Here is a 24,646-nt window from a genome sequence, read left to right as displayed (position 1 = left end):
CCGGCCGCCTGCCCCGCACCGGGGCGGGCGGCCGCTGCCGTCTACGCCAGCAGCTTCCAGGTCCCCTCGGAGACCACCTCGACCTCGCCGTCGGCGACCACGATCGCGGTGTCGTCGTCGACGGCGTAGGCCGGCCCGCCCAGGCGGGCGGCCCAGGTCTCCGCGGCCGCCAGCGTGTTGGTCGGCAGCTCCGGGTGGTCGAGGTGCGGGAAGATCGAGAAGTCGACGAGCCCCAGCGCACGGTCGTCGCCGGCGGGCGGCCGCCACCCGACGAACTCGTCCCCGACGCGCGGCGTCATGACCATGCTGCCCGCGCTCATCCCGACCCAGACGGTGTCCTCGAGCGAGGGCAGCAGGTCCCCGAGCCCGGACTCGTGCACCCAGTGGCTCAGGTAGAGGGCGTCGCCGCCGCTGACCAGGAGCACGTCCGCCTCGCGGACCACCGGCTCCCACCGCTCGGCGGGAAGGCTGGGCAGCGCAGTGAGCTCGAGGAGCCCCACCGACCGCCACCCGAGCTGCACCATGGGGTTGCCCGGTTCGCCGAGCACGAACTCCCGAGCCTTGACGCCCGGCCCCACCCAGGGGTGCCCGTACATCGCGGTGGGGATGCACAGGGCGGTGCACTCCTCGACGGGTCGGCCCAGGAGACCGTCGAGCGCGGCGCGGATCGTCGGGTTCGTGACACCGCCCGAGGTGAGCAGGAGCTTCACGGGTGCCTCCGGGGATAGGGACTCGGGTCACGAGGACAGACCCGGCGACCTCCCGGAACTCATCGCCTGCCGGCCGGCCCGTGTGGTCGGGCCGCAGCCGCCCGGGCGGGCTCAGGCCAGGACCCGCCGCCAGCTGACCACGGTGGCGACCCAGCAGCCGAGCGCCGTGGCGAGCAGTGGGGGCGCGAAGTACGAGTAGCAGACCGTCGCGGGGACGATCAGGGCGACGACCAGCAGGTTCGGCTGCCCGGCACGCTCCGACCACCAGGTGAGGAACGGGTAGAGGGCGGCGGAGGCGGCGGCGACCACCGAGAACCACGAGGCGATGCGGACGTTGCTGCGCAGGGTGTCCAGCGGGCTCGGTCGGTCCACCGTCAGAGCGTAGCCCGCGGCTGGCGACCGTCGGTGCGCGTCGCGTGGCTCCGACCTGCGCGGACGCGCGGTCCGGCAGGCATGGCGCGCGGCGGGCGCCCCGCCTCACACGATGAGAGACGGCCCGCCGTCGACGAACATCTCGGTGCCGGTCAGCGGGATCTCCCGGGCTCGACGGTGGTCTCCTCACCGGCGCTGAGGCAGCGGGCGTCATCGGCGGTCGCGCGTCAGTGCGCGCGAGCTTCAAGTGCAGGCAGCAGCCGCGCGCGCAGTGCCGTCGCGTGGCCGTCGACGTCGTCGATCTCGTCCAGGGCGGTGGCGAATGCGTCGGGAGCCTCGTGACGCATGGCATCGACTCGTTCGATCAGCTTGTCCGCGTCAAGTCTGGCGGACTCCGCGAACTCGGCCCAGTGGTCGGCGGTGATCGAGTCGGCGTCGAACGTCCCGCCGACGCTCATCGAGAGCGCCCGGCGCGATCCTGGCTGGATGTCGTACGCGAGGCCGGACGCGACGTCGTAGAGCGGCGCGAGCTCGACGTCGTCGCCGCTCAGGAGGACGGCGTAGTTGCGGGCGTGCGCGTCCGGTGCCGCGACGACGGAATTGAAGACGAGGCCGTCCACGAATCGGTCGACGTTGCGGCGAGCGACGGCTGCCGTCGCCGCGGCGTCGCGGAGAAGGGCCACGATCTCGATCGGAGAGGGACCGCCGAACTCCTCGTACTTCTCAGCGTTTCCGAGGGCCTGGCACAGATCCTCCTGGTGGAGCCTCTCCACCGTGCCGTCCGTTCGTCGTCGTCGGTCGAAGCGGGTGACGACGATGGCGTCCTCGCTCCTGAAGGACCTGAACTCGGTGTCGGCGACGTCGACGCCGAGCAGCCGAGCGGCTCGCATCGAGACGTGCTCGACCAATGCCTGTGCCGCCATCCGGCGAATCCCCGGCTTGATGATGTGGGTGGTGGCCGCAGCGCCCTGGGCGACGTACCACCCCTCGGCTTCCCGACGCACCGCGATCTTCTGCTGCGTCCCACCGAGGGACCAGTGCTCGCCTGCCATGGTCCATGCCGCGTTCTCGTCGGTGTCCATCTCGGCGAGCCGCATCTCGATGTCGCTGGTCGTGCACTCCTCCAGGGTTCCGGCGCGTTCAATCGTGATGTCCACCTCGTGCGCGGGGCAGAACTGCACCGCGCCGGCGCAGTCCTTGCCGATGGCGGCGAGGACCTGGAGCACGTCGTCGGCGTCGACACCGTGACGGCGGGCGATCGCGCGCAGCGCTCCGGGGTGGTCGGGCACGAGGCCGCGCACGAAGCGTTCGACGGCGTTGCCGCTGTGCGTCGGTTCGCTGGTGGGCAGGGAGAGTGAGAGGGGAGTGGCACCGGGGGTGCGCGCCTCGTCGAGATAGTCGAGGCGGAGGACGCCCGACCGGGTGCGTCGGAGGTCCGCGGCGTAGCGGCCTTCGAGGAGGACGGCCAGGTGGCTCGCTGCGGCCATCTCAGGCGCTGTCGTGGTCGTCGCGGATCATCAGGCTCCCGTCCAGCTGGTCGAGCACGCGCAGGAGGAGCGATATCTCCAGCCCGGGGGTGCGACCGGCCTCGAGCCCCACGAGCCACTGCCGGGACACCCCGGCAGCCCGGGCGAGCTCGGCCTGGGTCAGGCCTCGATCGTGGCGCAGGCGGCGGACCGCTGTGCCCAGCCGGGACAGCGACCTCGCGTTGAGCAAGGACGGGGAACGCATCTTGTCAACGTACGGCGACGTCTCGGTGATGTCAATGTATGGCGACATGGACTCGATATCGTCGTACGGTGACAACGCGCGGGCGCCTCGCGTGCAGTCGTCGCATCGCAAGCATTGCCCGAGGGCAGGGCGACGGACGGCCACCGTCGCGCCGTCGGCGGTACGTCACACGATGAGCGACTGCCCGCCGTCGACGAACACCTCGGTGCCGGTCACGTGGCTCGCGGCGTCGGACACGAGGAACGCGACGGCGTCCGCGACCTGCGCGGCGCTGCCGGGCTCGGTGCCCGTGAGGGGGATCTGCCCGGCCGGGTACTCGACGGGCAGGCCGAGGTCGCTGTTGTCGCGCTGCTCGGTGTTGTCGTCGATCTCGGTGTCGATGGCGCCGGGGCACACCGTGTTGACGCGGACGCCGCGCGGGCCGAGCTCGACGGCGGCCATGCGGGCGAACGCCACCTGCCCGGCCTTGCTGGTCGAGTACGCGGACGCGCCGGGCGTCGTGAACGTGCGGTTGCCGTTGATGGACGACACCACGACGACGGCGCCGCCCTGCCGCACGAGCAGCGGGACGGCGTACCGCACGGTGTGGAACGTGCCGGAGAGGTTCGTGGTCAGGGTGTGCGCCCACTCGTCCGGCTCGATCTCCTCGATGGGCGCCCACACGCCGTTGACGCCCGCGTTCGCGACGACGACGTCGAGCCGGCCCAGCTCCCGCTCGATGCGGTCGACGACGCCGCGCACCGAGTCGGCGTCCCCGACGTCGCCCGCCACCGCCAGGACGCTGCCGCCCGCGGCGCGGATCTCGGCGGCGACGTCGTCGGCGCTCTCCTGCCGGTGGCCGAGCGCGACCACGGTGGCGCCGTCGTGGGCGAGACGGACGGCGGTGGCGCGTCCGATGCCGGAGCCTGCGCCGGTGACCAGCGCGACCTTGCCTTCCAGTGACACGAGGTCTTCCTCTCGTCGGGGGCCTTCGACGCTAACCACCGATCGCCGGGAGCGCAGGTCGAGGGTCACGGCCGGTGGGGCACCAGCTGCTCGGCGGCACGGCCCGCGACGATTGACTGGTCGGCAGCCCCCCTCGCCGCCCACCAGCAGGCTTGAAAAATCCTTGACCGATCCTGGACGACGTCGGGAAGAACCGATAGCGTGCGCGCACGGCAACCAAGGGGAGGAACCGATGACGGGCGGCTGGGCGCGGCGCGGCGGACGGGCGAGCGACACGGGAGTCCTCGCGCGAGGACTCGCGGCGGTGGTCGCACTGATGGTCGGAGCCGCCGCGCTGGTGGTCGCACCCCCGCGGCCCGCCGCGGCGGAGGAGGTCGAGCTCGTTCCCACCAGCATCGCGGTGACCCAACCCGCACCCTGGACGTCGCTGGGCGATCGCGTGCTGGACGTCGTCGTGACGACGGCGGACGGCACCGTCGTCGACGAGGGCAGGATCGTCGCGGACATCGACGGCGTCCCGGGAACCGTGAGCAGCACCGTCCCGACCGGACCGCTGGTGGTGAAGCAGCCGCTGCTGCCCGGACGGTACGGGGCGTCCATCGAGTACCGGCCGGCCGAAGGGTATGCGGCGTCGACGTGGAACGGCGAGGTCGTGGTGCAGGACGGCACGATCCCGACGACCGTCGAGGTGTCCGCGCCGGACGTGGTGCCTTTCGACGAGCAGGTCGTGCTCGACGTCGGCGTCACCTCGGCGACCGGTACGCCCGAAGGGAAGGTCGGCATCTGGTGGGACGGGGATCCGTGGCCGTCGGGGTTCTACCGCTCGACGCTCGTCGACGGCAGGGCGACGGTCAGGGTCTTGGGCTACGGGGATCCAGGGACGCTGGGAGTGACTCGACACTTCAGTGTCGTCTACTACCCGGCCGGAGACATGCAGACGTCGAGCGCCGCGGACTCGTTCACCAGGGGGCGGACGACGCGCGAGCTCGAGATCTGGTTCGACCGGGTGTGGGACGGGGTCTTCCCTGTCACGGCGGACCCCTGGGACGTCAGCGTGTACGTCCCTGACCTCTACTACTACGGGCCGGAAGTGAGTGACGGGACGATCTCCCTGTACGAGGGCGACCGTCTCCTGCGGTCGAAGCCCTTCCCCAGCTACCGTGACGGCGATCCTCTGGTGGTCACCGAGTTCCGGCTGAGCGAGAAGGACCTCCCGGTGGGCAAGCACCGGTTGACGGCACGCCTCACGGGCGCGACGTACGTCAAGGACGCGAGCACGTCGTGGTCGATGTCGGTCGAGAAGCTCAGGACGACGACGGACCCATCCCGCGGCACGGCCGACCTGCTGCGCTTCGGCGACACCATGAAGCTCGGTGCCGGCGTGATGATGTGGCGCAACAGCGGCGAACCTCGCGCGACGGGGACGCTCACGTTCTACGAGGGGTCGACCAGGCTGGGCAGCACGTCGCTCCGTGCCGACGGATACGGCGGCACGCTCACCCTCGGGAACAAGCGTCTCGCCATCGGCAAGCACAAGATCCGCGCCGTCTACTCCGGTGACGAGAACTATCGGGGATCGAGCGGCACGTCGACGATCGGCGTGTGGAAGGCGCTGTCGAAGGTGAAGGTGCGCCTCAGCGACCGGCCCGTGCCGCGTGGCGAGCGGCTGAAGATCAAGGTCAGGGTGACGTCACCCTCCGACATCGCCCTGACCGGGAAGGTGAAGGTCAAGGTCGACGGCCGGACCGTCAAGACTGTCACCCTGCGCAAGCGCCACGACGGTCGCACGACCATCACGATGCCGCACATCGACACCGGGAAGCACCGGCTGAAGATCGTCTACGTCGGCAACGACAAGACGAAGCGGTCGGTCGCCGAGCCGAATCGCCTGCGGTTCCTCTGAGGCGCCGGCTCGGCGGGGCCTCGACGCTGACGACCGATCGCCCCGGGCGCAGGTCGGGAATCCGCTGGGCGAGGTCGCGATGGTCTGAGAAGGTCGGTGGGTGGCTGACTCGTTCGACGCGATGATCGAGGCCGGTGCGTCCGCGGACGTGTCCGGCTGGGACTTCTCCTGGCTGGATGGTCGGGCGACGGAGGAACGCCCGCCGTGGGGGTACGCGCGGCTGCTGGCGGAGCGTCTCGCGACGGCGTCGGCGTCCCTCGACGTGCAGACCGGCGGCGGTGAGGTGCTGGCCGAGGCGACGACGTTCCCGCCGACGGCGGTCGCGACCGAGTCGTGGCCGCCGAACGTCGCGAAGGCGACACGGCTGCTGCACCCGCGCGGTGTGGTGGTGGTCGCGGACCCGGACGAGCCGCCGCTGCCGTTCGCCGACGGCGCGTTCGACCTGGTGACGAGCCGTCACCCGGCGACGATCTGGTGGGACGAGATCGCACGGGTCCTGCGCCCGGGCGGCACCTACCTCGCGCAGCACGTCGGCCCGGCGAGCGTGTTCGAGCTCATCGAGTTCTTCCTCGGCCCGCAGCCGGAGGCCCGGCGCGGCCGGCACCCCGACGACGAGACCGCGGCCGCACGGGCCGCGGGCCTGGAGATCGTGGACCTGCGCACCGCCCGGCTGCGGATCGAGATCCACGACGTCGCCGCCGTCGTCTACCTGCTGCGCAAGGTGATCTGGTGGGTGCCGGGCTTCACCGTCGAGGCGTACCGGGACCGGCTGCGGGACCTGCATGACCTCATCGCGGCCGAAGGCCCGTTCGTCGCGCACTCCACGCGGCACCTCATCGAGGCGCGTCGACCCTGAGCCGTCGCGTCACTCGTCGTCGACGCACATCTCGGCGAGCTGGCGCTGGAAGGCCGCGGACTCCAGGTCGAGCTCGCTCTGCCAGAGGCGACCGCGGAACTCGACGTGGGTGTCGTGCGGGAATCCGAGGGACCACACCTGCAGGTCGGCGCCGTCGATCCCCGTCATGGTGTTGTACCCGTACGACCCGGGAAGAATTTCGCCGTCCGCGGCGAACGGCTCCACGATCCACAGGACGACCTCTCCTCCGGCCGGGATCGTGGCGCGGTCGTTCGTCTCGTCGGGCGCCGGCGGCACTCCGTCGGAGGGCGGGAAGGTCGTGAACTCGTCGAACGGCCCACCGAACCTGAACACGTCGGGTCGGTGGCTGACGACCGTCACCGGCCACGGCGCCGGGTTGCCCACGGTCTGCACGGCGACGACGTCCTCGTCGCCCGCGTACAGCGCCCACATGTCGTCGTCGGGGAACAGGCAGCCGTCAGGGTACCCGCGCGACCAGCTCGACGACCCGGTCTCCACGACGCCCTGCGCGGACACCACCCACCAGGTGCCGACCAGCACCGCCACCCCCGCGACGACGCCGGCGACGCGCGCCGTGCGGCGTCGGAACCGCCACCTGATCTCGACCGTGTCGTCCGTCACGGCCCGAACCTAGCGCTGATCACCTGCGCCGACGTCGGTTCGCGGCGCGCCACGCCGTCAGCCGTCGTGATCCAGGTAGAGGTCGTCGAGGGTGACGAGGTGGACGTCGTCCCGGTGCGCAGCTTCGTCCATCAGGCTCTCGTCGAACCCGGAGCGGCTGAACAGCGCGAGGTTCGCGTCGCCGGCACGGCGCCCCGAGGTGCTCAGGACGTCCCGCAGGTGTTCGAGGCGTCGCAGGTCCGTTGCGGTCCGGCGTCTGTTCGTTGACTTCACCTCGCCGAGGACGACGACGCGAGCCGTCTCGTCGTACGGACGTCGTCCCTGCTCGAGGCCGACGACGTCGACCTCGTGCTGACGGCGCTCGCGGGGGTCGTTGACGACGGCGGGGCCGACCACGCCGAGCGAGGTGCCCCATCGCGACCCCGAGTAGCGGGCCGTCCACACGCGGGCGAGGTGCTCGAGGTGCGGGCCGACGACCTGGGACGAGTACGCGTCGGTGGCGGCGTGCCATGCGCCGTGGGGGTCACGCTCCTCGAGCGTGGCCCGGTGGGGGTCGATGATCACCTGGGCGAAGCGCACGATGGGGTCCGCCACGTAGTAGAGCGGCCTGCGGCGTGTGAGGACGTCGTCGACACGGGTGAGGAAGCCGGTGGACTCCAGGACGCCGAGCGGGTGCTTCAGCGTGTTGTAGTCACGCCCCACAGCGGTGCCGATCGCAGCGGGTGAGTGGTTTCCGTCGGCGACGGCCTGGAGGACGGAGTGGTAGACGCTCCTGTCGAGGTTGCGCGGGTCCTCTCGCAGCAGGAAGGACTTCTCGTTGAAGAGCGCTCCGGCGGGATTCAGGACCTGGCGTGCCAACCACTCCTCGAGCCCGTCGACCGTGTCCGGGGGCGGAGCGGTGACGAGCTGGCGGTAGCCGGGCGTGCCGCCGAGGATCGCGTCGACGTGGAACGCGACCTGCGGGTCCGCGATGTCCCAGTAGGCCCGAGACGTGCGGTAGTCGAACGGATGGAGGGTCAGCTCGACCTGTGCCCGACCGCGGAGTGGTCGCGCACCGGTCAGGAGGTCACGCATGACCGACAGCGCCGATCCGCACAGCACGAGGGTGGTGGCCGGCAGGTCGGGGGTGTCCTGCGCCTCGTCGTAGAGGAGCTGCAGGACGGAGGGGATCTCGGGCGAGTGCACCAGCAGGTAGGGGAGCTCGTCGATGACGAGCAGGGGTGCGCCCGCCGTCCGGCGGGGGGTCCGTCCTCGACGCAGGCCGAGAGCGACACGGAACGCCGTCTCCCAGTCGTCGAACCGTAGCGCCTCTGGGTCGAGGTCGAGGTGGGCGGCGACGTCGATGGCGAACTCGCGGAGTGCGAGGGGCCGGTCGAGCTCCCGGGCCTGGTGGTACAGGCCGTCGGTCGCGCGAGCGAGTCGCCGCAGGAGGTAGCTCTTGCCGTGGCGCCGACGACCGGTGACGACGGCCAGCCGAAGTCCCGGCCGGTCGGTCGACGCGAGATCGGCGAGGTCTCGCCATGCCGTGGTGCGGTCGAAGAGGTCGGCCGGTCGGGCGATCGACGGCATCGGGCACGCTCCCGGGTTCACGGCAATAATAGTAATGCCGTTTACGGTAACGCCATTTACGGTCCTCCGCCAGTGGCTCGGACCATGAGGGGTGCATGCTGCGCCTCGCGGGTCTGCGCTGACACGACCGTGGGCGCACCCCGTCAGGGTGCGCCCACGGCGTCTCGGGGGAGAGCTCAGTGGCGGGCGACCCGGCGGACGTCGAACAGGGTGGTGGTGCCGGACACCTCGTTGGCGACGGCCAGCATGGGCCGCCAGGTGGGGGAGGCGTACCAGGGGACGAACGTGACGCCCTCGGGGCCGAGGTCACCGGCGGCGTCGAGGGTCGGGCCGAGGTCGGCGCCGTCGTCGAGGGCGTCCTCGACGGACACGGAGTAGTCGCGGTTCGACACGTAGGAGACGAACGCGGCCCGGCGGGGGCTGGTCACGTCGTAGACCATGATGCCGCCGGCGCGCTCCAGCCCGACGAACGCGTAGGTGCGGCCCGCGACCTCGCCGAGGGTGAGGCCCTCGGGCTCGGGGCCCTTGTCGTCGCTGCGGCCCTCGAAGCCGGTCTCGGTGTGGTTCGTGTTGAACGCGTCGCCGAGCGCCTCGGCGGTGATCTCCTCGAAGTCCTGGCCGGAGTCGAAGACGAGCTCGCCGTCGGTGGTCCAGATCGAGAAGGAGCGCCCGCCGAGCGAGTAGAGCTGCTCGTAGCAGGTGCCGTCGGCGCGCAGGCCGGAGGCGGTGGTGACGTTGAGGCGGCCGAGGTCGGCGTCGCCGAGGAGCGCGACGGCGGGGGAGTCGGCGCACACGGGCGCGAGCCCCTTCTTGCCGAGGTCCTTGACGCGGGCGTTCTCGACGTAGTCGCCCCACTCGCGGGCGTCGCCCTCGTTGGCGGTGACGAGGTACGTCTCGCCGCGCACCTCGTACGACGCGATCGTGTCGGGCATGGACAGGCCCTTGACCGGGACGGTGCGGATGTCCGCGACGCCGTCCTTGTCGCTGGGGTCGATGCCCTGCCCGGCCACGGAGTGGTCCGTGGCGCCGAGCGACCACACGTCGGTCACCTCGGCCTTCTTCAGGTCGACGACGGCGATGGCGTTCGCCTCCTGGAGCGTCACCCAGGCGGTGCGGGAGCGGGAGTCGACGGTCACGTACTCGGGCTCGAGGTTGCGGGACACGCGGTGCGTGAGCGACCCGGACGCGTCGGCGACGTCGGGTCCGAAGACGCGGACGCCGTCGGGCAGCGCGTCGCCCTCGAACGCGTGGAAGTCGGCGGTGGCGACGTCCTTCTGCCGCAGCGACGACACCTTGCGCTTGAGCACGGGCAGGTCGACGACGGACACGGAGCCCTCGGGGTCGACGCTGAAGTCGTCGGCGGGCTCGCCCTCGTTCGCGACGACGGCGCGGCGCCCGTCGGGGGTGATGGTCACCATGTCGGGCAGGGAGCCGACGCGGACGGCGCCGAGCGCCGCCCCGTCACCCGCGGCGTCGAACAGGACGAGCCAGCCCGGGTCGGTCTTGACGTCGGACTCGACGGCGACGACGGCCAGCCCGTCGGCGCGCACCGCCACGGAGTTCGCGACGGCGCCGTCGGGCACCACGGACCCGTCGGCGGCCCGGACGCCGGTGGTCTGCACGGCGAACAGCTCGGTGGGGCGGGTCGCGTCGCGCACGTCGAGGGCGCGGACCTGCGCGGCGGCGGCGTCGACGGTGAACAGGCGGCGGGTGAGCGCGTGGTACGCGGCGATCTCCTGCGCCGACTGGTCGAACACCCCGGTGGCGTAGGTGCCGAGCGGGTCGAGGGTGACGCGGGCGCCGTCGGCGAGGTGCTCGACCGGCTCGGCCGGCCCGGCGGACGCGGGCAGCGCCGTCAGGGTGAGCGCCGTCGCGGCGGCGAGGGCGAGCAGGGGACGGGTTCTGCGTGGCACGTGGTCCTCCGTGGTTCGCGGGGCGGTCGCGGCCGCGCCGCCCGTCGCGGGAAACCTAGGGACCTGCGGTGGCGTCCGGCCGCCGGGCCGGTGAACCGGTCGTGGCGCACGGATGAACGCCTCGCGTACCGCCGCCGGACAGGGCGGTCAGGCGACGCCGGCGGTCTGCCGGGCGGCCTCGTAGTGCCCGACGAGCTCGTCGCACACGGTGGCCCAGGTGCGGCCCAGCGCCCGCTGCCGGGCGGCCTGCCCGAACGCGGCGCGCTTGCGGTCGTCGCCCAGCAGGTCGAGGACGTGCGCGCGCAGCGCGGCGTGGTCCCCGGGCGGGTAGAGCCAACCCGTGTGGGAGTGCGCGACGACGTCGAGCGGGCCGCCCGCGGCGGGCGCCACCACGGGGACGCCGCTGGCCAGGGCCTCCTGGAGGGTCTGGCCGAACGTCTCCAGCTCGCCGGGGTGGACGAACACGTCGAGGCTCGCGACGGCGCGGGCGAGCTCGGCGCCGCGCAGCAGCCCGGTGAAGCGGGCGTCGGGCAGCAGGGACTCCAGCAGCAGGCGCTCGGGGCCGTCGCCCACGACGACGAGCCGCACGTCGGCCAGGTCGTCGAGGACGCGCAGCGCCTCGACCTGCTTCTCGGCGGCGAGCCGGCCGACGTACCCGACGAGCAGCGGCCGTCCGGCACCGACCTCGGCCCGCCACACGTCGTCGCGCGCGCCGGGGTGGAACTGCACGGTGTCGACGCCGCGCCCCCAGCGGTGCAGCCGCGGGATGCCGCGGGCACGCAGGTGGTCGACCGTCGGGGTGGAGGGCGCGAGGTTGACGGTGGCGCGCTCGTGCAGGGTGCGCACGCGCCGCCACAGCAGCGGCTCGAGGTGCCGCATGCCGTACCGGGCGGCGTACCCGGGCACCTCCGTCTGGTAGACGGCCACGGTGGGCACGCCGAGCGACTCGGCGGCCTGCAGGCCCCGGTACCCGAGGAGGAACGGCGAGGCGAGGTGCACGACGTCGGGCGCGAACGCCGCGAGGGTGCGTTCGATGCGGGCGCGCTGCCCGACGACGACGCGGACGTCGGGGTAGCCGGGCAGCCCGACCGCGGGGACCTCGACGACGGGCGCGCCGTGCACGAACGGTGGGAGGTCGTGGTCGGCGTCCGGGGCGAGGACGAGCGCGTCGTGCCCGGTGGCGCGCAGGTGCTCGAGGACGCGCAGCACGGAGTTCGTGACCCCGTTGACCTGCGGCAGGAAGGACTCGGCGACGATCGCTACCCTCACGTTCGCACTGTGGCGGCCGCGGGTGACGGCCGGGGGAGCGGGGGGCGACGTGTCGTGGTCGCCTGGCGGAACGCCGGGGAAACGCGCGGGGTCAGGCGGCCGGGGCGGTGGTCTCCGGCTCGCTGCCGGGCCGGTCGGCGGCGTCGTGGGCGAGGCCGACGCGGACGATCCGCCAGACGGCGCCGAGCATGAGGACGACGAGCCCGAGGTTGCGCAGCGCCTCGACGACGATCATCCAGGTCTCGCCGCCGAGGAACTCCCCGTAGGCGACGGGGTAGACGAGGTAGGTGGCGTACGCGGCGAGGATCATGCCGAGCGCGGGCGGCCACCACCAGCGCAGGGGCCGCCCGGCGGGGACGGCGGCGAGGGCGACGGCGACGGGCGGGCCGATCCACGCGACGAACTGCGGGGAGCCGACCTTGTTGAACACGATGAGCGCGACGAGCAGGGCGGCCGAGCCGAGCAGCACGAGCTCGTACGCCCGGGCGGGCCGGCGTCGGGCGGCCCACCACAGGACGGCGGCGATGACGGCGACGGCGACGATCAGCAGCCAGTCGAGCAGGTCGGACACGGCACGGGCGGTGTCCCCGGTGAACTCGTAGGTGAAGATCTCGTCGTTGTACTCGATGGCGACGGTCGGGTCCCACAGCCGCGACACGGAGAACCAGGTGCCGAACACGGACTCGGCCTGGAGGGTGCGGTCGCCCTGCTCGCCGAACACGCTGAGCGCGCGGGAGCCGGCACCGCCGGCGAGGGCGAGACCGACCACGACGAGGCTGACGGCGGCGCCGGGCAGGACGACGGTGCGCAGCAGGCCGCGGAGGTTTCGTCGGGTCGCGGCGATCGCGACGACGACGGCGCCGGGCGCGATCTTGATCCACGCGCCGAGGGTGGCGACGGCGACGGCGACGCGCGGGTGGCGGCGGGCGACGACCAGCGCGATCAGGATGAGCGGCGCGACGACGCCGTCGAGCCTGCCGAGGAAGATGGGGCCGAGCGCGAGGAGGAACAGCAGCCACCACCAGGCGCCGAGGACGCCGCGGGGCGTGGAGCGCACGAGCAGCACGGTGGCGAGCGCGTTGAGGGCGACGACGAGCCCCACCCAGACGATCTCGTAGCCGAGGACGTCGTCGGACAGCAGGGCGGGCAGCCCGACGGGCGCGAGCGCGCCGACGGGGTAGACCCAGTCGTAGTCGAGGACGGGCCACTGGCCGTGGTCGAGGCCGTAGCGGGCCCACCACTCGTAGAGGGTGACGTCCCCGAAGATGGTGTTCTGCCAGATGATCGCCTCGTGGACGAGCTTGGCGTGCACGACGACGAACGCGAGGGCGAGCAGCCAGGGGGAGCCGAGGAGCCGTCCGGCGTGGTCGGCGGGTGCCGCCTCGACCGGCGTGCTGCCGGTGGGACGGTCGGTGGGGCGGAGGTCCGCGTCGTCGGGCACGGGTCACATGGTGGCAGAACGACACCTCCACCGGCATGGGACGGCGTATCAGTTGACCGATACTCGGTCGCAGGCGCATGATGGGTCCAGACCGGCGCCGCCGCCACCAGCCTCGTCGGCGGCGCCGTCGTCCCCGTCCGAGAGAGGTACCCATGAGCCGACCCGCCCCCGTCATGCCCGGCGTCACCGCGCCCGACTACGACCTCACCACCCCGTCGGACCTCGACTACGCCGGCGCGTTCGCCGACGTCGCCCCCGAGGCGCGCGAGCACCAGCTCGCCGTCCGCGCTTTCGTCCAGGACGAGGTGCTGCCGGTCATCGACGGCTACTGGGAGCGCGCCGAGGTCCCCTTCGACCTCGTCAAGAAGATGGGCGAGCTCGACCTGCTGCGCGACGGCGTCGACGTCGCCGGCCGACCCGCCGTGTCGTTCATGGCCGAGGGCCTGGCCAGCATGGAGATGTCCCGCGGCGACGGCTCCGTCGCCACCATCTGCGGCGTCCAGGGCGGCCTCGCCCTGCGCTCCATCGTCATGCACGGCTCGCCCGAGCAGGTCGAGAGGTACGCCGAGCCGATGGCGCGCGGGGAGATCCTCGGCGCGTTCGCGCTCACCGAGCCCACCCACGGCTCGGACTCCGTCTCCCTGGAGACCACCGCCCGCCGCGAGACCCGCGACGGCGTCGAGGGCTACGTGCTGAACGGCGAGAAGAAGTGGATCGGGTTCGGCTCCTGCGGCGACATCACCGTCGTGTGGGCCCGCCTGGTCGGTGAGGACGGCGACAACCAGGTCCACGGCTTCGTCGTCCCGCAGGACGCCCCCGGCTACACCGGCACCACCATCGAGGGCAAGGCGTCGCTGCGCGCCATCTGGCAGGCGCACATCGTCCTCGACGACGTGTTCGTCCCCGCGGACGCCGCCCTGCCCGGCGCCACCTCCTTCAAGGCGACCGCCGCCGTGCTGTTCGCGACCCGCCTCACCGTGGCGTGGTCCGCCGTCGGGCACGCCATCGCCTGCTACGAGTCGGCCGTGGCGTACGCCAAGCAGCGCATCCAGTTCGGCAAGCCGCTCGCCGCGCAGCAGATGGTCCAGGAGCGCCTCACCCGCATGCTCTCCACCATCACGCAGATGCAGCTCCTCGTGGCGCGCCTCACCGAGCTCGCCGACGCCGGCACCCTCACCGGCGAGCAGGCGTCGCTCGCGAAGTACACGTGCACCCGCGGCGCCCGCGAGGTCGCCCAGATCGCCCGCGACATGCTCGGCGGCAACGGCATCCTGCTCGGCAACCGCGTCGCCCGGCACTTCGCCGACATCGAGGCCATCCACACCTACGAGGGCACCGAGTCGATGAACGCGCTCATCGTGGGCCGCGACATCACCGGGTTCTCCTCGTTCGCCTGAGCGGCCACCGCTCCACCACAGACTGACGGCGTGGGTCGACGCCGCAGACCGTGCGCACCGCCGGGTCCACCAGCCCCGGCGGGCCGCACCTCGCGGGCGCCGTCCCCTCCCACCCGGAGGGGGCGGCGCCCGTCGCCGTGTCAGGCCGCGGAGAGCCGTTCGCGGCGGTTGACCCGCCACCACACGAAGAACCCGACGAGGGTGAACGCGCCGTAGAACACGTACATGAGCGCCGTGGCGTAGTACTCGGCCGACCACAGCAGGGGGACGCCGACGATGTCCACGGCGACCCAGATGAGCCAGAACTCGACCCAGCCGCGGGCCATGCCGTAGGTGGCGAGCAGGGACCCCATGAAGATCCAGGCGTCCGCCCAGACGGGCTCGTAGGAGCCGAGCGCCTTGAACAGCGGGGTGAGGGCGAGCGTGCCCACCACCAGGGCGCCGACGAGGAACGCCCGCTGCGGCCACGTGGCCCACTGCGGGTGCACGCCCTCCGCGTCGGACGACGGCACCTTGCCGTCGGCGCGGACCTCGAGGGCCTGCTTGCGGGTCTCGCGCCAGCGCATCCACCCGTACACGGACACGGCGACGAACATGACCTGGCGGCCGGCCTGCCCGAGCATGTCGGGGCGGCCCTCGGAGCCGAACCAGGAGCCGAGGAACACGGTGAACAGCAGGACGTTCCCGACGATGCCGACGGGCCACGCCCACACCTTGCGGCGCATGCCGCCGAGCGCGGACGCCAGGCCGAAGCCGTTGCCGATGACCTCGCGCCACAACAGCTCGGAGCCGCCGATGGTGAACGTCGCGTTCAAGAGCCAGTCGATCATCGGATGCCCCCCGGGTCAGGCGTGCGGGTCAGGTGGTCAGGACAGGACGTCGCGGACGGCGCGGGCGACGTCCTCCGGGCGGGCGCCCGCCTCCAGCACGGTCACGACGACCCGCTTCCCGCTGGGCGCCGGCTCGTTCGCGGCGCCGCTGGGTGCGGCGGCGGCGCGGCGCAGGTCGGCGAACGCCTCCTCGAGGTCGGGGCGCAGGTCGAGGTGCGGGTTGCGCAGCCAGCGCCGCAGGACCGCGTTGTGGACGGCCACGACGGACGCGGCGAACGAGATCGACATGGTGCTCAGGGAGCGGTCCGGCGGCAGCGTGTCGCGCAGGTAGGCGGTGAACGCCCGCTCGTAGCGGTGGGTCGTGACGAGCTCGCGGTCGCGCAGCGCGGGGACCTGCTGGAGCAGGCGGTGCCGGGCGAGCGACGTCTCCCGCTGGCCGACGTGGTGGTCGAACACGAGGCGCGCCGCCCGGCAGACCTCCAGGTACGGGTCGACGGCGGGGTCCCACGCGGACTCCCGGCTGCGGTTCGCCTCCTCGCTGGCGCGCGCCTCGGGGCGGGTCGCGGCGAGCATGACGACGACCTCCTCCAGCAGCAGCTCGTGGTCGGCGAAGACCACGTCCTCCTTGGAGCGGTACCGGCGGAAGAACGTGGCACGGCTGACCTGGGCGGCGTCGGCGATCTCCTCGACCGTGGTGTTCTCGTACCCCTGGCGGGAGAACAGCTCGACGGCGGCGTCGACGGCCTGGGCGTGGGTGTGCGTCCGGACGGCGGTCATGGCCGAAGGCTACTCCGGGGTGAGACTGCGTCGCGCGTCCGTCTACGCGGACGCGCGGACCACGAGGGCGGGGGCGAACACCTCGGAGCGGGGTGCGGTGTCGTCGCCGTCGACGGCGCGCAGCAGCATCTCGGCCATGGCGCGGGCCATCGCCTCGACGGGCTGGCGCACGGTGGTGAGCGCGGGGGCGCTGATGGACGCGACGGGGCTGTCGTCGAACCCGACGACGGCGACGTCGTCGGGCACGCGCAGCCCGCGGGCGTGCAGCACCTGCAGCGCCCCGAGGGCCATGAGGTCGTTGGCGGCGAACAGGCCGTCGAGGTCGGGGGCGCGGTCGAGCAGGCGTGCCGCGGCGGCGGCGCCGCTGGCCACGGTGAACTCCCCGGACGCCTCGGTGACCACGTGCGCCCCGCCCTGCTCGGCGGCGGCGGTGAACCCGGCGGTGCGCTGGTCGGCGGCGTGCACGGCGAGCTCGGGCGCGACGCCGAGGACCCCGAGACGGCGTCGCCCGCGGTCGAGCAGCCGGCCGGCGGCGAGCGCGCCGCCGTCGGCGTTGGCGACGTCGACCCAGCTGACGGGGAGGTCCTCGGGGGGCCGGGCGAACACGACGAGGGGGCGCCCGGTGGCGTGCAGCGCGGCGGCGAGCGGGTCGTTGCCGTCGGTGGAGACGAGCAGCGCGCCGTCGACGTGCCCGCCGCCCACGAACCCGAGGACCTGGCGGCGCGCGTCGGCGTCGTCGGCGAGCATGAGGACGGGGTGGACGTCGCGGGGTCGCAGGGCGCGGACGGCGCCGCCGGCGACGCGGCCGAAGAAGGGGTCGGCGAGCATCTCGGCGACGCGGTCGGGGCCGTCGTCGGGGGCGGACCCGGCGACGACGACGGCGACGGCGCCGGAGCGGCGGGTGACCAGGGAGCGGGCGGCGCGGTTGGGCACGTAGCCGGTGGCGGTGATGGCCGCGTGGACCTTCTCCTGGATGGCGGGGGCGACGCGTCGTTCCTGGTTGACGACGCGGGAGACGGTGGCGCGGGAGACCCCGGCGACGCGCGCGACGTCCTCGAGGGTGGGCGCACGGTTCGCGGACATGAGGGGACCGTACCAAGGATGGAGCGCTCTCCCGTTGCGCCCGTCCGGAACATCACCCCCCGTTGACACGTGTCGGTGAGGTGTGCGCATACTGCGTCACGCCGGTGATAGAGCGCTCTCCCAGAGTGTCGCCGGCCACGCAGCACCGACGACGAGGTCGACACCGGGCGGCTCACCGAGGAACCGCCCGCCATGCGGAAGGCAGGACACGATGAACGCAAGCCCACGCAGGCCGCTGCTCGCGGCCGCCACCGCGGTCGCCGTGGGAGGTGCCGCGCTCGCGGTCCCCGCGGCCGCCGCCGAACCCGCGCTGCTCTCCCGCGGCGCACCCGTCCTGGCGTCGTCGGTGGAGAACGCCGACTACACGCCCGCCCGCGCCGCCGTCGACGGCGACCAGGGCACCCGGTGGGCCAGCCAGGCCACCGACGACCAGTGGATCCAGGTCGACCTGGGCGCCGTCGCGACCCTCGACCGCCTCGACCTCGCGTGGGAGTCCGCCTACGGCAGCGCCTACGACGTCCAGGTGTCCGACGACGGCGCGTCGTGGACCACCGCGGCGTCCGTGACGGACGGCGACGGCGGGGGCGACACCGTCGACCTCGACGCGACCGGCCGCTACGTGCGCCTCCAGGGCGTGGACCGTGGCACGGGCTACGGCTACTCGCTGTGGGAGCTCGAGGTGTACGGCACGCCCGGCACGTCGACGCCCGGCGGGCAGGACCCGGCACCGGGCACGTGCGCGGACGACAACGCCGCGCTCGGCCGCCCGGCCACCGCGTCGTCGTCCGAGGCGCCCGACTACTACCCGGCCTCCGCGGCGGTCGACGGCAGCACCAGCACCCGCTGGTCGAGCGCGGCGAGCGACGCCCAGTGGCTCCAGGTCGACCTCGGCGCGGTGCAGGACGTCTGCGGCGTCGACGTCGTCTGGGAGGGCGCGTACGGCAAGGGCTACGAGATCCAGGTGTCGGACGACGGGTCGTCGTGGACCACGCTGCGCACGGTGACGGACGGCGACGGTGGGACGGACTCGCTCGCGGTGGACGGCTCGGGCCGCTACGTGCGCCTCCAGGGCGTCGAGCGCGGCACCGGCTACGGCTACTCCGTGTGGGAGCTGGCGGTGCACCTCGGGGACGGCGCGACCGACCCGACCGACCCCACGGACCCGACCGACCCGACGGACCCGACCGACCCCTACCCGGACTACGTCAACCCCGGCTGGGCCGGCACGACCGGACCGATCACGTCGGCGAGCCACGTCGAGGTCGTCGAGCACGGCGAGGGCTGGCGCCTCGAGGTGGACGGCGAGCCGTACACCGTGCGCGGCCTGACCTGGGGCCCGTCGTTCGCGGAGGCCGACACCTACATGCCCGGCCTCGCGGCCATGGGCGCCAACACGACCCGCACCTGGGGCACCGGGCCGGACACGGTGACGCTGCTCGACTCCGCGGCCGAGCACGGCATCCGCGTCATCATGGGCTTCTGGCTCGTGCCCGGCGGCGGGCCCGGCTCCGGTGGCTGCGTCTCCTACCAGGGGGCCACCGCCTACGAGGCGGAGACCCGGGCGCACATCCTCGCCCAGGTCGAGGCGTACAAGAGCCACCCGGGCGTCCTCATGTGGTCGGTGGGCAACGAGTCCATCCTCGGCCTGCAGAACTGCTACTCGGGTGCCGAGCTCGAGGCCGAGCGCACCGCCTACACGCAGTTCGTCAACGACATGTCGGTCGCCATCCACGCCATCGACCCCGACCACCCGGTGAGCTCCACGGACGCGTGGAGCGGCGCCTGGCCCTACTACGAGGCCAACTCCCCGGACCTGGACCTGCTCCAGATCAACTCCTACGGCGACGTGTGCAACATCGCCGACTTCTGGGAGGCGGGCGGCTACGACCGGCCCTACATCGTCACCGAGGGTGGCGCCGACGGTGAGTGGGAGGTGCCCGACGACGTCAACGGCGTCCCCGACGAGCCGTCCGACGTGGCCAAGGGCGCCGCCTACGTCGACTCCTGGAAGTGCATCATGGAGCACGAGGACAAGGGCCTGGGCGCCACGTTCTTCCACTACGGCACCGAGGGCGACTTCGGCGGCGTCTGGTTCAACGTCGTCCCCGGCGGCAACAAGCGCCTCGGCTACTACGCGCTCGCCAAGACGTGGGGGCAGGACATCGCGGCGATGAACACCCCGCCGCAGATCCGGGACATGACGATCGAGGGCGACGTCACCTCCGTGGAGGCGGGCTCGACGATCACCGTCGACATGGACGTCGTCGACCCCGACGGCGACCCGATCACGTACGTGCCGTTCTTCAACAGCAAGTACATCGACGGCTCCGGCGGGCTGGCCTGGACCGAGCACACCGAGCCGTCGCCCGGCACGCTCCGGATGACCGCCCCGCAGCGCCTCGGCGTGTGGAAGGTGTACGTCTGGGCCGAGGACGGCCAGGGCAACGTGGGCGTCGAGACGCGGTCGATCCGCGTCGTCGCCCCCGAGGTCGCCGGCACGAACGTCGCGCTCGGCAAGCCGGCGAGCGCGTCGAGCTTCGACCCGTGGAACGGCGACTTCACGCCGAAGCAGGCGTTCGACGGCGACCAGGGCACCCGCTGGTCCAGCGACTGGGACGACGAGGAGTGGATCCAGGTCGACCTCGGCTCGGTCACCTCGTTCGACCACGTCCAGCTCGTCTGGGAGACGGCGTTCGCGCTCGCCTACGACATCCAGGTGTCGGACGACGGCCAGTCGTGGACGACCGTCCGGTCCGTGACCGACGGCGACGGCGGCGTGGACTCGCTCGACGCGTCCGGCACGGGCCGCTACGTGCGGCTCGCGCTGCACGACCGCGGCACCGCGTGGGGCTACTCGCTCTACGAGATGGGCGTGTACGCGTCCTGACCCGTGCGGTGGGCCCGGTCCGGCATCCGGGCCGGGCCCACCCCCACGACCGGCGGCACCCGCCGGTCGCACGTCGCCAGGGGGCGGCGACCACCGCTGGGCGCGCGACGACGCGCGCCTCGACGACGACGTCGAAGGAGACACCATGCTCCGCACCACCGGCACCACCCCGGGCACCGACCCGGGCAGCACCCCCGCCAGCACCTCCCGCACCACCTCCCGCACTACCGCCGTCACCGCGCCCGTCGCACGCCGCCGTGCCCTGGCCGCGGGTGCCGTCGGCGCCCTCGCCCTGGTCGCCACCGGTCTGCCGGGCGGCGCCGGCGCCGCCGACTCCGCACTGATCTCGCGGGGTGCCGCGGCCGCGGCCTCCAGCACGGAGGCCGGGTTCGCCGGCGCCCGGTTCGCCGTCGACGGCGACCAGGGCACCCGCTGGGCCAGCGCCCAGGACGACGCCGACGCCTGGCTGCGGATCGACCTCGGCGCCCCCGCCACCCTCGACGAGGTCGTGGTGCGCTGGGAGGCCGCGTACGCGTCGGCCTACGAGATCCAGGTGTCCGACGACGGTTCCACGTGGACCACCGTCGCGGACGTCACCGACGGCGACGGCGGCGTCGACACCCTCGACGTGGACGCCGCGGGCCGCTACGTCCAGCTCCAGGGCGTGCAGCGCGGCACCGGCTACGGCTACTCGCTGTGGGAGCTGGAGGTGTACGGGACCGGCGGAGCGCCCCACGACGGCGACGACCTGCCCGTGTTCGACGACGAGGTCACCCACCACGAGTTCCAGGCCAACTGCACCGTCGAGCACCTCGGGTACGACGACCCGATCGTGTTCCCCGGGCAGCCGGGCGCCTCCCACCTGCACTCGTTCATGGGCAACACCAGCACCGACGCGTTCACCACCATCGAGTCGCTGTTCGCGAACCCCGAGACGAGCTGCACCAACCCGAACGACCTGTCGGCGTACTGGTTCCCCACCATCCAGAACGGTGACGACCCGGTGGTCGCCCCCTACCTGGAGACCATCTACTACAAGGCCGGCATCGACGACTACCGCAGCGTCCAGCCGTTCCCCGCGGGGCTGCGCCTCATCGCGGGCGACATGATGGCGACCCCGGAGTCGTTCGCGAGCGCGCCCGGCGCCGTCGAGGGCTGGGAGTGCGGCGACCTCACCCAGCAGTGGTCCATCCCCGAGCACTGCGCCGAGGGCAGCGACCTCAACATCCGGTACCAGGCGCCGAGCTGCTGGAACGGCGTCGACCTCGACTCCCCGAACCACAAGGCGCACATGGCCTACCCGGTCAACGGGGAGTGCCCGCTGACGCACCCGGTGCCCGTGCCGATGCTGGAGCTCAAGATCGGCTGGCCCGTCTCCGGCGACATGTCGCAGGTGCACCTCGTCAGCGGCTCCGACCAGTCGTGGCACTACGACTTCATGAACGGCTGGGACCCGGCGATCCTCGACGCCCTCGTCACGCACTGCATCAACGGCGGGCTCCAGTGCAACCCGCAGGGCTACGACCAGTACAAGCCGCACCGCGGCGCCGCCCTCACCGCGGACTTCGAGCTGCCGTGACCGTGCGGCGCACCCGTCCGTCCGATCGAAGGAGATCCGACATGAGAACACCTCTGTCCCGGCGTGCGGTGGGGGCCGGCGCCCTCGCCGTCGCCCTCGCCGGCAGCGCGCTCGCGCTGCCCGCGCTCGCCGCCGACCCCGTCCTGCTGTCCCAGGGGAGGCCGGTCGCGGCGTCCTCGGTGGAGAACCCCGACTACACCCCGCCCACCGCCGCCGTCGACGGCGACCTCGGCACCCGCTGGTCGAGCGCCGCGAGCGACGACGAGTGGATCAGCGTCGACCTCGGCGCCGTCGCCACGATCGACCGCGTCGAGCTGGCGTGGGAGGCCGCGTACGGCACCGCGTACACGATCCAGGTGTCCGACGACGGCTCGGCGTGGAGCGACGCCGCGTCGGTCACGGGCGGTGACGGCGGCACGGACGTCGTCGCGGTCGGCGCGTCCGGCCGGTACCTGCGCGTGCAGGGCGTGGACCGGGCCACCGGCTACGGCTACTCGCTGTGGGAGCTCCAGGTGTTCGGCACCCCCGGCACCGGGCCGACCCCGGAGCCCACGCCCGACCCGACCGGTGGACCGACGCCGGAGCCCGCACCCGACCCGACCGGCGGGCCCGGCACCTGCGACGACGCGGACGCGGCGCTCGACCGGCCGGTCACGGCGTCGTCCGTCGAGGGTCCCTGGGCGGCGGCGAACGCCGTCGACGGCGACCCCGGCACCCGCTGGTCCAGCGCGGCGAGCGACGACGAGTGGATCCAGGTGGACCTCGGCGCCGTCACCGACCTGTGCGGCGTCGACCTCACCTGGGAGACGGCGTACGGCCGCGGCTACGAGATCCGGGTGTCCGACGACGGCACCACCTGGAGCACCGCCGCGACGGTCACCGACGGGGACGGCGGGCACGACGCCGTCGCCCTCGACGCCGCCGGCCGCTACGTGCGCGTGCAGGGCGTCGAGCGCGCCACCGGCTGGGGGTACTCGCTGTTCGAGCTGGAGGTGCACGTGGGCGAGGCGACGGACCCGACCGACCCGACGGACCCCGTCGAGACCGGCGGGGACCTCGGCCCGAACGTCCACGTCTACGACGCGACCACACCGACCCAGCAGATCCAGGCCGAGCTCGACGCCGCGTTCACGCAGCAGGAGTCCGACCAGTTCGGCGAGGGCCGCCACCAGTTCCTGTTCAAGCCCGGCACCTACCCGGTGCACGCCCACGTCGGGTTCTACACGTCGGTGTCCGGCGCCGGCCGCGACCCCGACGACGTCGACGTCACCGGCGGCGTGTGGGCCGACGCGCAGTGGTTCAACGGCAACGCCACCCAGAACTTCTGGCGGTCGGTGGAGAACCTCAAGATCACGCCCAGCACCGGCGACGACCGCTGGGCCGTGTCCCAGGCCGCGCCGATGCGCCGCGTGCACGTCGACGGCGCGCTGTCGCTGCACTCGTCCTGGTACGGCTGGGCGTCCGGCGGGTTCATCGCCGACTCCAAGATCGAGGGCCAGGTCAACGGGTACACGCAGCAGCAGTGGTACACGCGCGACTCGAACCTCGCGGGCGGCTGGGACGGCACCCTGTGGAACATGACCTACTCGGGCGTCCTCAACGCCCCGCCGACCACGTTCCCCGACCCGGCCGTCACCACCCTGGACACCACCGGCGTCATCCGGGAGAAGCCGTACCTGTACTGGGACGAGCAGGCCGACGACTGGGCCGTCCTCGTGCCCGAGTTGCGCGACGGCACCCGCGGCACCACCTGGGAGAACGGGTCCACGCCGGGCGAGTCGATCCCGCTCGACGATTTCTACGTCGCCACCCCCGACGACGCCGAGTGGAAGATCAACGCCGCGCTCGACCAGCGCCTCCACGTCCTGTTCACCCCCGGCGTCTACCGGCTCGCCGACACGATCGAGGTGACGAAGCCGGACACCGTCGTGCTCGGCCTCGGCTACGCCACCATCATCCCCACGGCCGGTCAGACGGCGATGACCGTGGCGGACGTCGACGGCGTGAAGATCGCCGCGCTGCTGTTCGACGCCGGCGAGACCGAGTCGCCCGCCATGCTCCAGGTCGGCCCCGACGGGTCGTCCGCCGACCACGCCGACGACCCGATCTCGATCCACGACGTCTTCGTCCGCGTGGGCGGCGCCGTCGCCGGCAAGGTCGAGTCCGGCATCGTCGTCAACGCCGACGACACGATCATCGACCACATCTGGTCCTGGCGCGGCGACCACGGCGAGGGCATCGGCTGGGACGTCAACACCGCCGACCACGGGCTCGTGGTCGACGGCGACGACGTCAGCGGCTACGGCCTGTTCGTCGAGCACTACCAGAAGGAGAACACCCTGTGGAACGGTGAGCGGGGGCGCACGATCTTCTACCAGAACGAGCTGCCCTACGACCCGCCGAGCGTCGAGGAGTGGACCCACGACGGGATCCGCGGGTACGCCGCCTACAAGGTGGCCGACCACGTGCGCGAGCACGAGGCGTGGGGCCTCGGCTCCTACTGCGTGTTCACCACCGACGCGTCCATCACCGTCGACAACGGGTTCGAGGTGCCCGACACCCCGGGCGTGCGCATGCACTCCCTGCTCACCGTCTCCCTCGGCGGCGCGGGCACGTACGCGCACGTCATCAACGGTGTCGGGCCGCAGGCGTCCGGCACGGAGACGATCCCGGCCAAGGTCCCGTTCTACTCGAACGGCACCACCGGCTGACCCCTCCGCGGGGCCGACGACCGTCGGCCCC

At 72.8% G+C, this 24,646-nt stretch carries 19 protein-coding genes; 6 read left to right on the top strand and 13 right to left on the bottom strand.

Translation table 11 applies throughout. From position 1 onward, the window contains the following. Positions 1-41: 41 nt before the first annotated feature. From ATJ88_RS16315 to ATJ88_RS16295, 5 genes are all read right to left on the bottom strand, one after another. Positions 42-710, bottom strand: a complete 669-nt coding sequence (locus ATJ88_RS16315) for a Type 1 glutamine amidotransferase-like domain-containing protein (protein ID WP_098464738.1) — start codon at positions 708-710, stop codon at positions 42-44. Positions 711-821: 111 nt separating this feature from the next. Further along, on the bottom strand, positions 822-1,082 hold the full coding sequence (locus ATJ88_RS16310; RefSeq protein WP_098464737.1) for a hypothetical protein: 261 nt from the start codon (positions 1,080-1,082) through the stop codon (positions 822-824). A 227-nt stretch (positions 1,083-1,309) separates the two neighbouring features. After that, positions 1,310-2,569 carry a HipA domain-containing protein gene (locus ATJ88_RS16305; RefSeq protein WP_098464736.1) on the bottom strand — a complete coding sequence of 420 codons (1,260 nt, stop codon included), beginning with the start codon at positions 2,567-2,569 and terminating at the stop codon, positions 1,310-1,312. A gap of 1 nt (position 2,570) precedes the next feature. Beyond that, positions 2,571-2,813 carry a helix-turn-helix transcriptional regulator gene (locus ATJ88_RS16300; RefSeq protein WP_245852507.1) on the bottom strand — a complete coding sequence of 81 codons (243 nt, stop codon included), beginning with the start codon at positions 2,811-2,813 and terminating at the stop codon, positions 2,571-2,573. A gap of 165 nt (positions 2,814-2,978) precedes the next feature. Next, complete coding sequence (locus ATJ88_RS16295; RefSeq protein ID WP_098464735.1) at positions 2,979-3,758, bottom strand: SDR family oxidoreductase; 780 nt, start codon at positions 3,756-3,758, stop codon at positions 2,979-2,981. A 232-nt stretch (positions 3,759-3,990) separates the two neighbouring features. Between ATJ88_RS16295 and ATJ88_RS16290 the strand changes: the two genes are divergently transcribed. Continuing rightward, entirely contained in the window at positions 3,991-5,661 is a 1,671-nt protein-coding gene (locus tag ATJ88_RS16290) for an Ig-like domain-containing protein (RefSeq protein ID WP_170023678.1), read from the top strand. 121 nt (positions 5,662-5,782) lie between these two features. Next, positions 5,783-6,517 (top strand): class I SAM-dependent methyltransferase, encoded by a 735-nt coding sequence (locus ATJ88_RS16285; RefSeq protein ID WP_425432705.1) that lies wholly within the window; start codon positions 5,783-5,785, stop codon positions 6,515-6,517. A 9-nt stretch (positions 6,518-6,526) separates the two neighbouring features. Here ATJ88_RS16285 and ATJ88_RS16280 read toward each other — a convergent pair whose 3' ends face one another. The 5 genes from ATJ88_RS16280 to ATJ88_RS16260 all read right to left on the bottom strand — a co-directional run bounded on the left by ATJ88_RS16280 (position 6,527) and on the right by ATJ88_RS16260 (position 13,351). Beyond that, positions 6,527-7,159 (bottom strand): hypothetical protein, encoded by a 633-nt coding sequence (locus tag ATJ88_RS16280; protein ID WP_098464732.1) that lies wholly within the window; start codon positions 7,157-7,159, stop codon positions 6,527-6,529. 57 nt (positions 7,160-7,216) lie between these two features. Then, entirely contained in the window at positions 7,217-8,749 is a 1,533-nt protein-coding gene (locus tag ATJ88_RS16275) for an AAA family ATPase (RefSeq protein ID WP_141538711.1), read from the bottom strand. Between the two features lie 155 nt (positions 8,750-8,904). After that, positions 8,905-10,641, bottom strand: coding sequence for a choice-of-anchor I family protein (locus ATJ88_RS16270; protein ID WP_211287530.1), 1,737 nt, complete (start codon positions 10,639-10,641; stop codon positions 8,905-8,907). Between the two features lie 147 nt (positions 10,642-10,788). Beyond that, positions 10,789-11,910, bottom strand: a complete 1,122-nt coding sequence (locus ATJ88_RS16265; protein ID WP_098464730.1) for a glycosyltransferase family 4 protein — start codon at positions 11,908-11,910, stop codon at positions 10,789-10,791. 91 nt (positions 11,911-12,001) lie between these two features. Next, positions 12,002-13,351, bottom strand: coding sequence for a glycosyltransferase 87 family protein (locus ATJ88_RS16260; RefSeq protein WP_098464729.1), 1,350 nt, complete (start codon positions 13,349-13,351; stop codon positions 12,002-12,004). Between the two features lie 152 nt (positions 13,352-13,503). Here ATJ88_RS16260 and ATJ88_RS16255 point away from each other — a divergent pair, with 152 nt between their 5' ends. After that, positions 13,504-14,748, top strand: coding sequence for an acyl-CoA dehydrogenase family protein (locus ATJ88_RS16255; RefSeq protein ID WP_098464728.1), 1,245 nt, complete (start codon positions 13,504-13,506; stop codon positions 14,746-14,748). Positions 14,749-14,888: 140 nt separating this feature from the next. Here ATJ88_RS16255 and pnuC read toward each other — a convergent pair whose 3' ends face one another. Genes pnuC through ATJ88_RS16240 form a run of 3 tightly spaced genes read right to left on the bottom strand, consistent with a single transcriptional unit; the run spans position 14,889 to position 17,438 of the window. Beyond that, positions 14,889-15,578, bottom strand: coding sequence for a nicotinamide riboside transporter PnuC (gene pnuC, locus ATJ88_RS16250; RefSeq protein WP_098464727.1), 690 nt, complete (start codon positions 15,576-15,578; stop codon positions 14,889-14,891). Positions 15,579-15,614: 36 nt separating this feature from the next. Beyond that, positions 15,615-16,355, bottom strand: a complete 741-nt coding sequence (locus ATJ88_RS16245; protein ID WP_098464726.1) for a TetR/AcrR family transcriptional regulator — start codon at positions 16,353-16,355, stop codon at positions 15,615-15,617. Positions 16,356-16,397: 42 nt separating this feature from the next. Continuing rightward, positions 16,398-17,438, bottom strand: coding sequence for a LacI family DNA-binding transcriptional regulator (locus tag ATJ88_RS16240; RefSeq protein ID WP_098464725.1), 1,041 nt, complete (start codon positions 17,436-17,438; stop codon positions 16,398-16,400). A 211-nt stretch (positions 17,439-17,649) separates the two neighbouring features. On the opposite strand from ATJ88_RS16240, the gene ATJ88_RS16235 reads away from it, so the two are divergent. The 3 genes from ATJ88_RS16235 to ATJ88_RS16225 all read left to right on the top strand — a co-directional run bounded on the left by ATJ88_RS16235 (position 17,650) and on the right by ATJ88_RS16225 (position 24,615). Beyond that, on the top strand, positions 17,650-20,325 hold the full coding sequence (locus ATJ88_RS16235) for a discoidin domain-containing protein (RefSeq protein WP_098464724.1): 2,676 nt from the start codon (positions 17,650-17,652) through the stop codon (positions 20,323-20,325). Positions 20,326-20,470: 145 nt separating this feature from the next. After that, positions 20,471-21,904, top strand: a complete 1,434-nt coding sequence (locus ATJ88_RS16230; RefSeq protein WP_098464723.1) for a DUF1996 domain-containing protein — start codon at positions 20,471-20,473, stop codon at positions 21,902-21,904. 41 nt (positions 21,905-21,945) lie between these two features. Further along, positions 21,946-24,615, top strand: coding sequence for a discoidin domain-containing protein (locus tag ATJ88_RS16225; protein ID WP_141538710.1), 2,670 nt, complete (start codon positions 21,946-21,948; stop codon positions 24,613-24,615). Positions 24,616-24,646: the final 31 nt, after the last annotated feature.

The organism is Isoptericola jiangsuensis (assembly GCF_002563715.1).
Classification (GTDB): domain Bacteria; phylum Actinomycetota; class Actinomycetes; order Actinomycetales; family Cellulomonadaceae; genus Isoptericola; species Isoptericola jiangsuensis.
Note: the sequence above shows the minus strand (reverse complement) of the source record. Positions and strands in the feature narration are given on the sequence as shown.

What these genes read in the sequence shown, in the direction of transcription:
- pnuC (WP_098464727.1), bottom strand. Translation starts at nt 15,578, where the DNA reads ATGATCGACTGGCTCTTGAACGCGACGTTCACCATCGGCGGCTCCGAG.
- ATJ88_RS16235 (WP_098464724.1), top strand. Translation starts at nt 17,650, where the DNA reads ATGAACGCAAGCCCACGCAGGCCGCTGCTCGCGGCCGCCACCGCGGTC.
- ATJ88_RS16245 (WP_098464726.1), bottom strand. Translation starts at nt 16,355, where the DNA reads ATGACCGCCGTCCGGACGCACACCCACGCCCAGGCCGTCGACGCCGCC.
- ATJ88_RS16285 (WP_425432705.1), top strand. Translation starts at nt 5,783, where the DNA reads ATGATCGAGGCCGGTGCGTCCGCGGACGTGTCCGGCTGGGACTTCTCC.
- ATJ88_RS16305 (WP_098464736.1), bottom strand. Translation starts at nt 2,569, where the DNA reads ATGGCCGCAGCGAGCCACCTGGCCGTCCTCCTCGAAGGCCGCTACGCC.
- ATJ88_RS16225 (WP_141538710.1), top strand. Translation starts at nt 21,946, where the DNA reads ATGAGAACACCTCTGTCCCGGCGTGCGGTGGGGGCCGGCGCCCTCGCC.
- ATJ88_RS16290 (WP_170023678.1), top strand. Translation starts at nt 3,991, where the DNA reads ATGACGGGCGGCTGGGCGCGGCGCGGCGGACGGGCGAGCGACACGGGA.
- ATJ88_RS16240 (WP_098464725.1), bottom strand. Translation starts at nt 17,438, where the DNA reads ATGTCCGCGAACCGTGCGCCCACCCTCGAGGACGTCGCGCGCGTCGCC.
- ATJ88_RS16230 (WP_098464723.1), top strand. Translation starts at nt 20,471, where the DNA reads ATGCTCCGCACCACCGGCACCACCCCGGGCACCGACCCGGGCAGCACC.
- ATJ88_RS16255 (WP_098464728.1), top strand. Translation starts at nt 13,504, where the DNA reads ATGAGCCGACCCGCCCCCGTCATGCCCGGCGTCACCGCGCCCGACTAC.
- ATJ88_RS16300 (WP_245852507.1), bottom strand. Translation starts at nt 2,813, where the DNA reads ATGCGTTCCCCGTCCTTGCTCAACGCGAGGTCGCTGTCCCGGCTGGGC.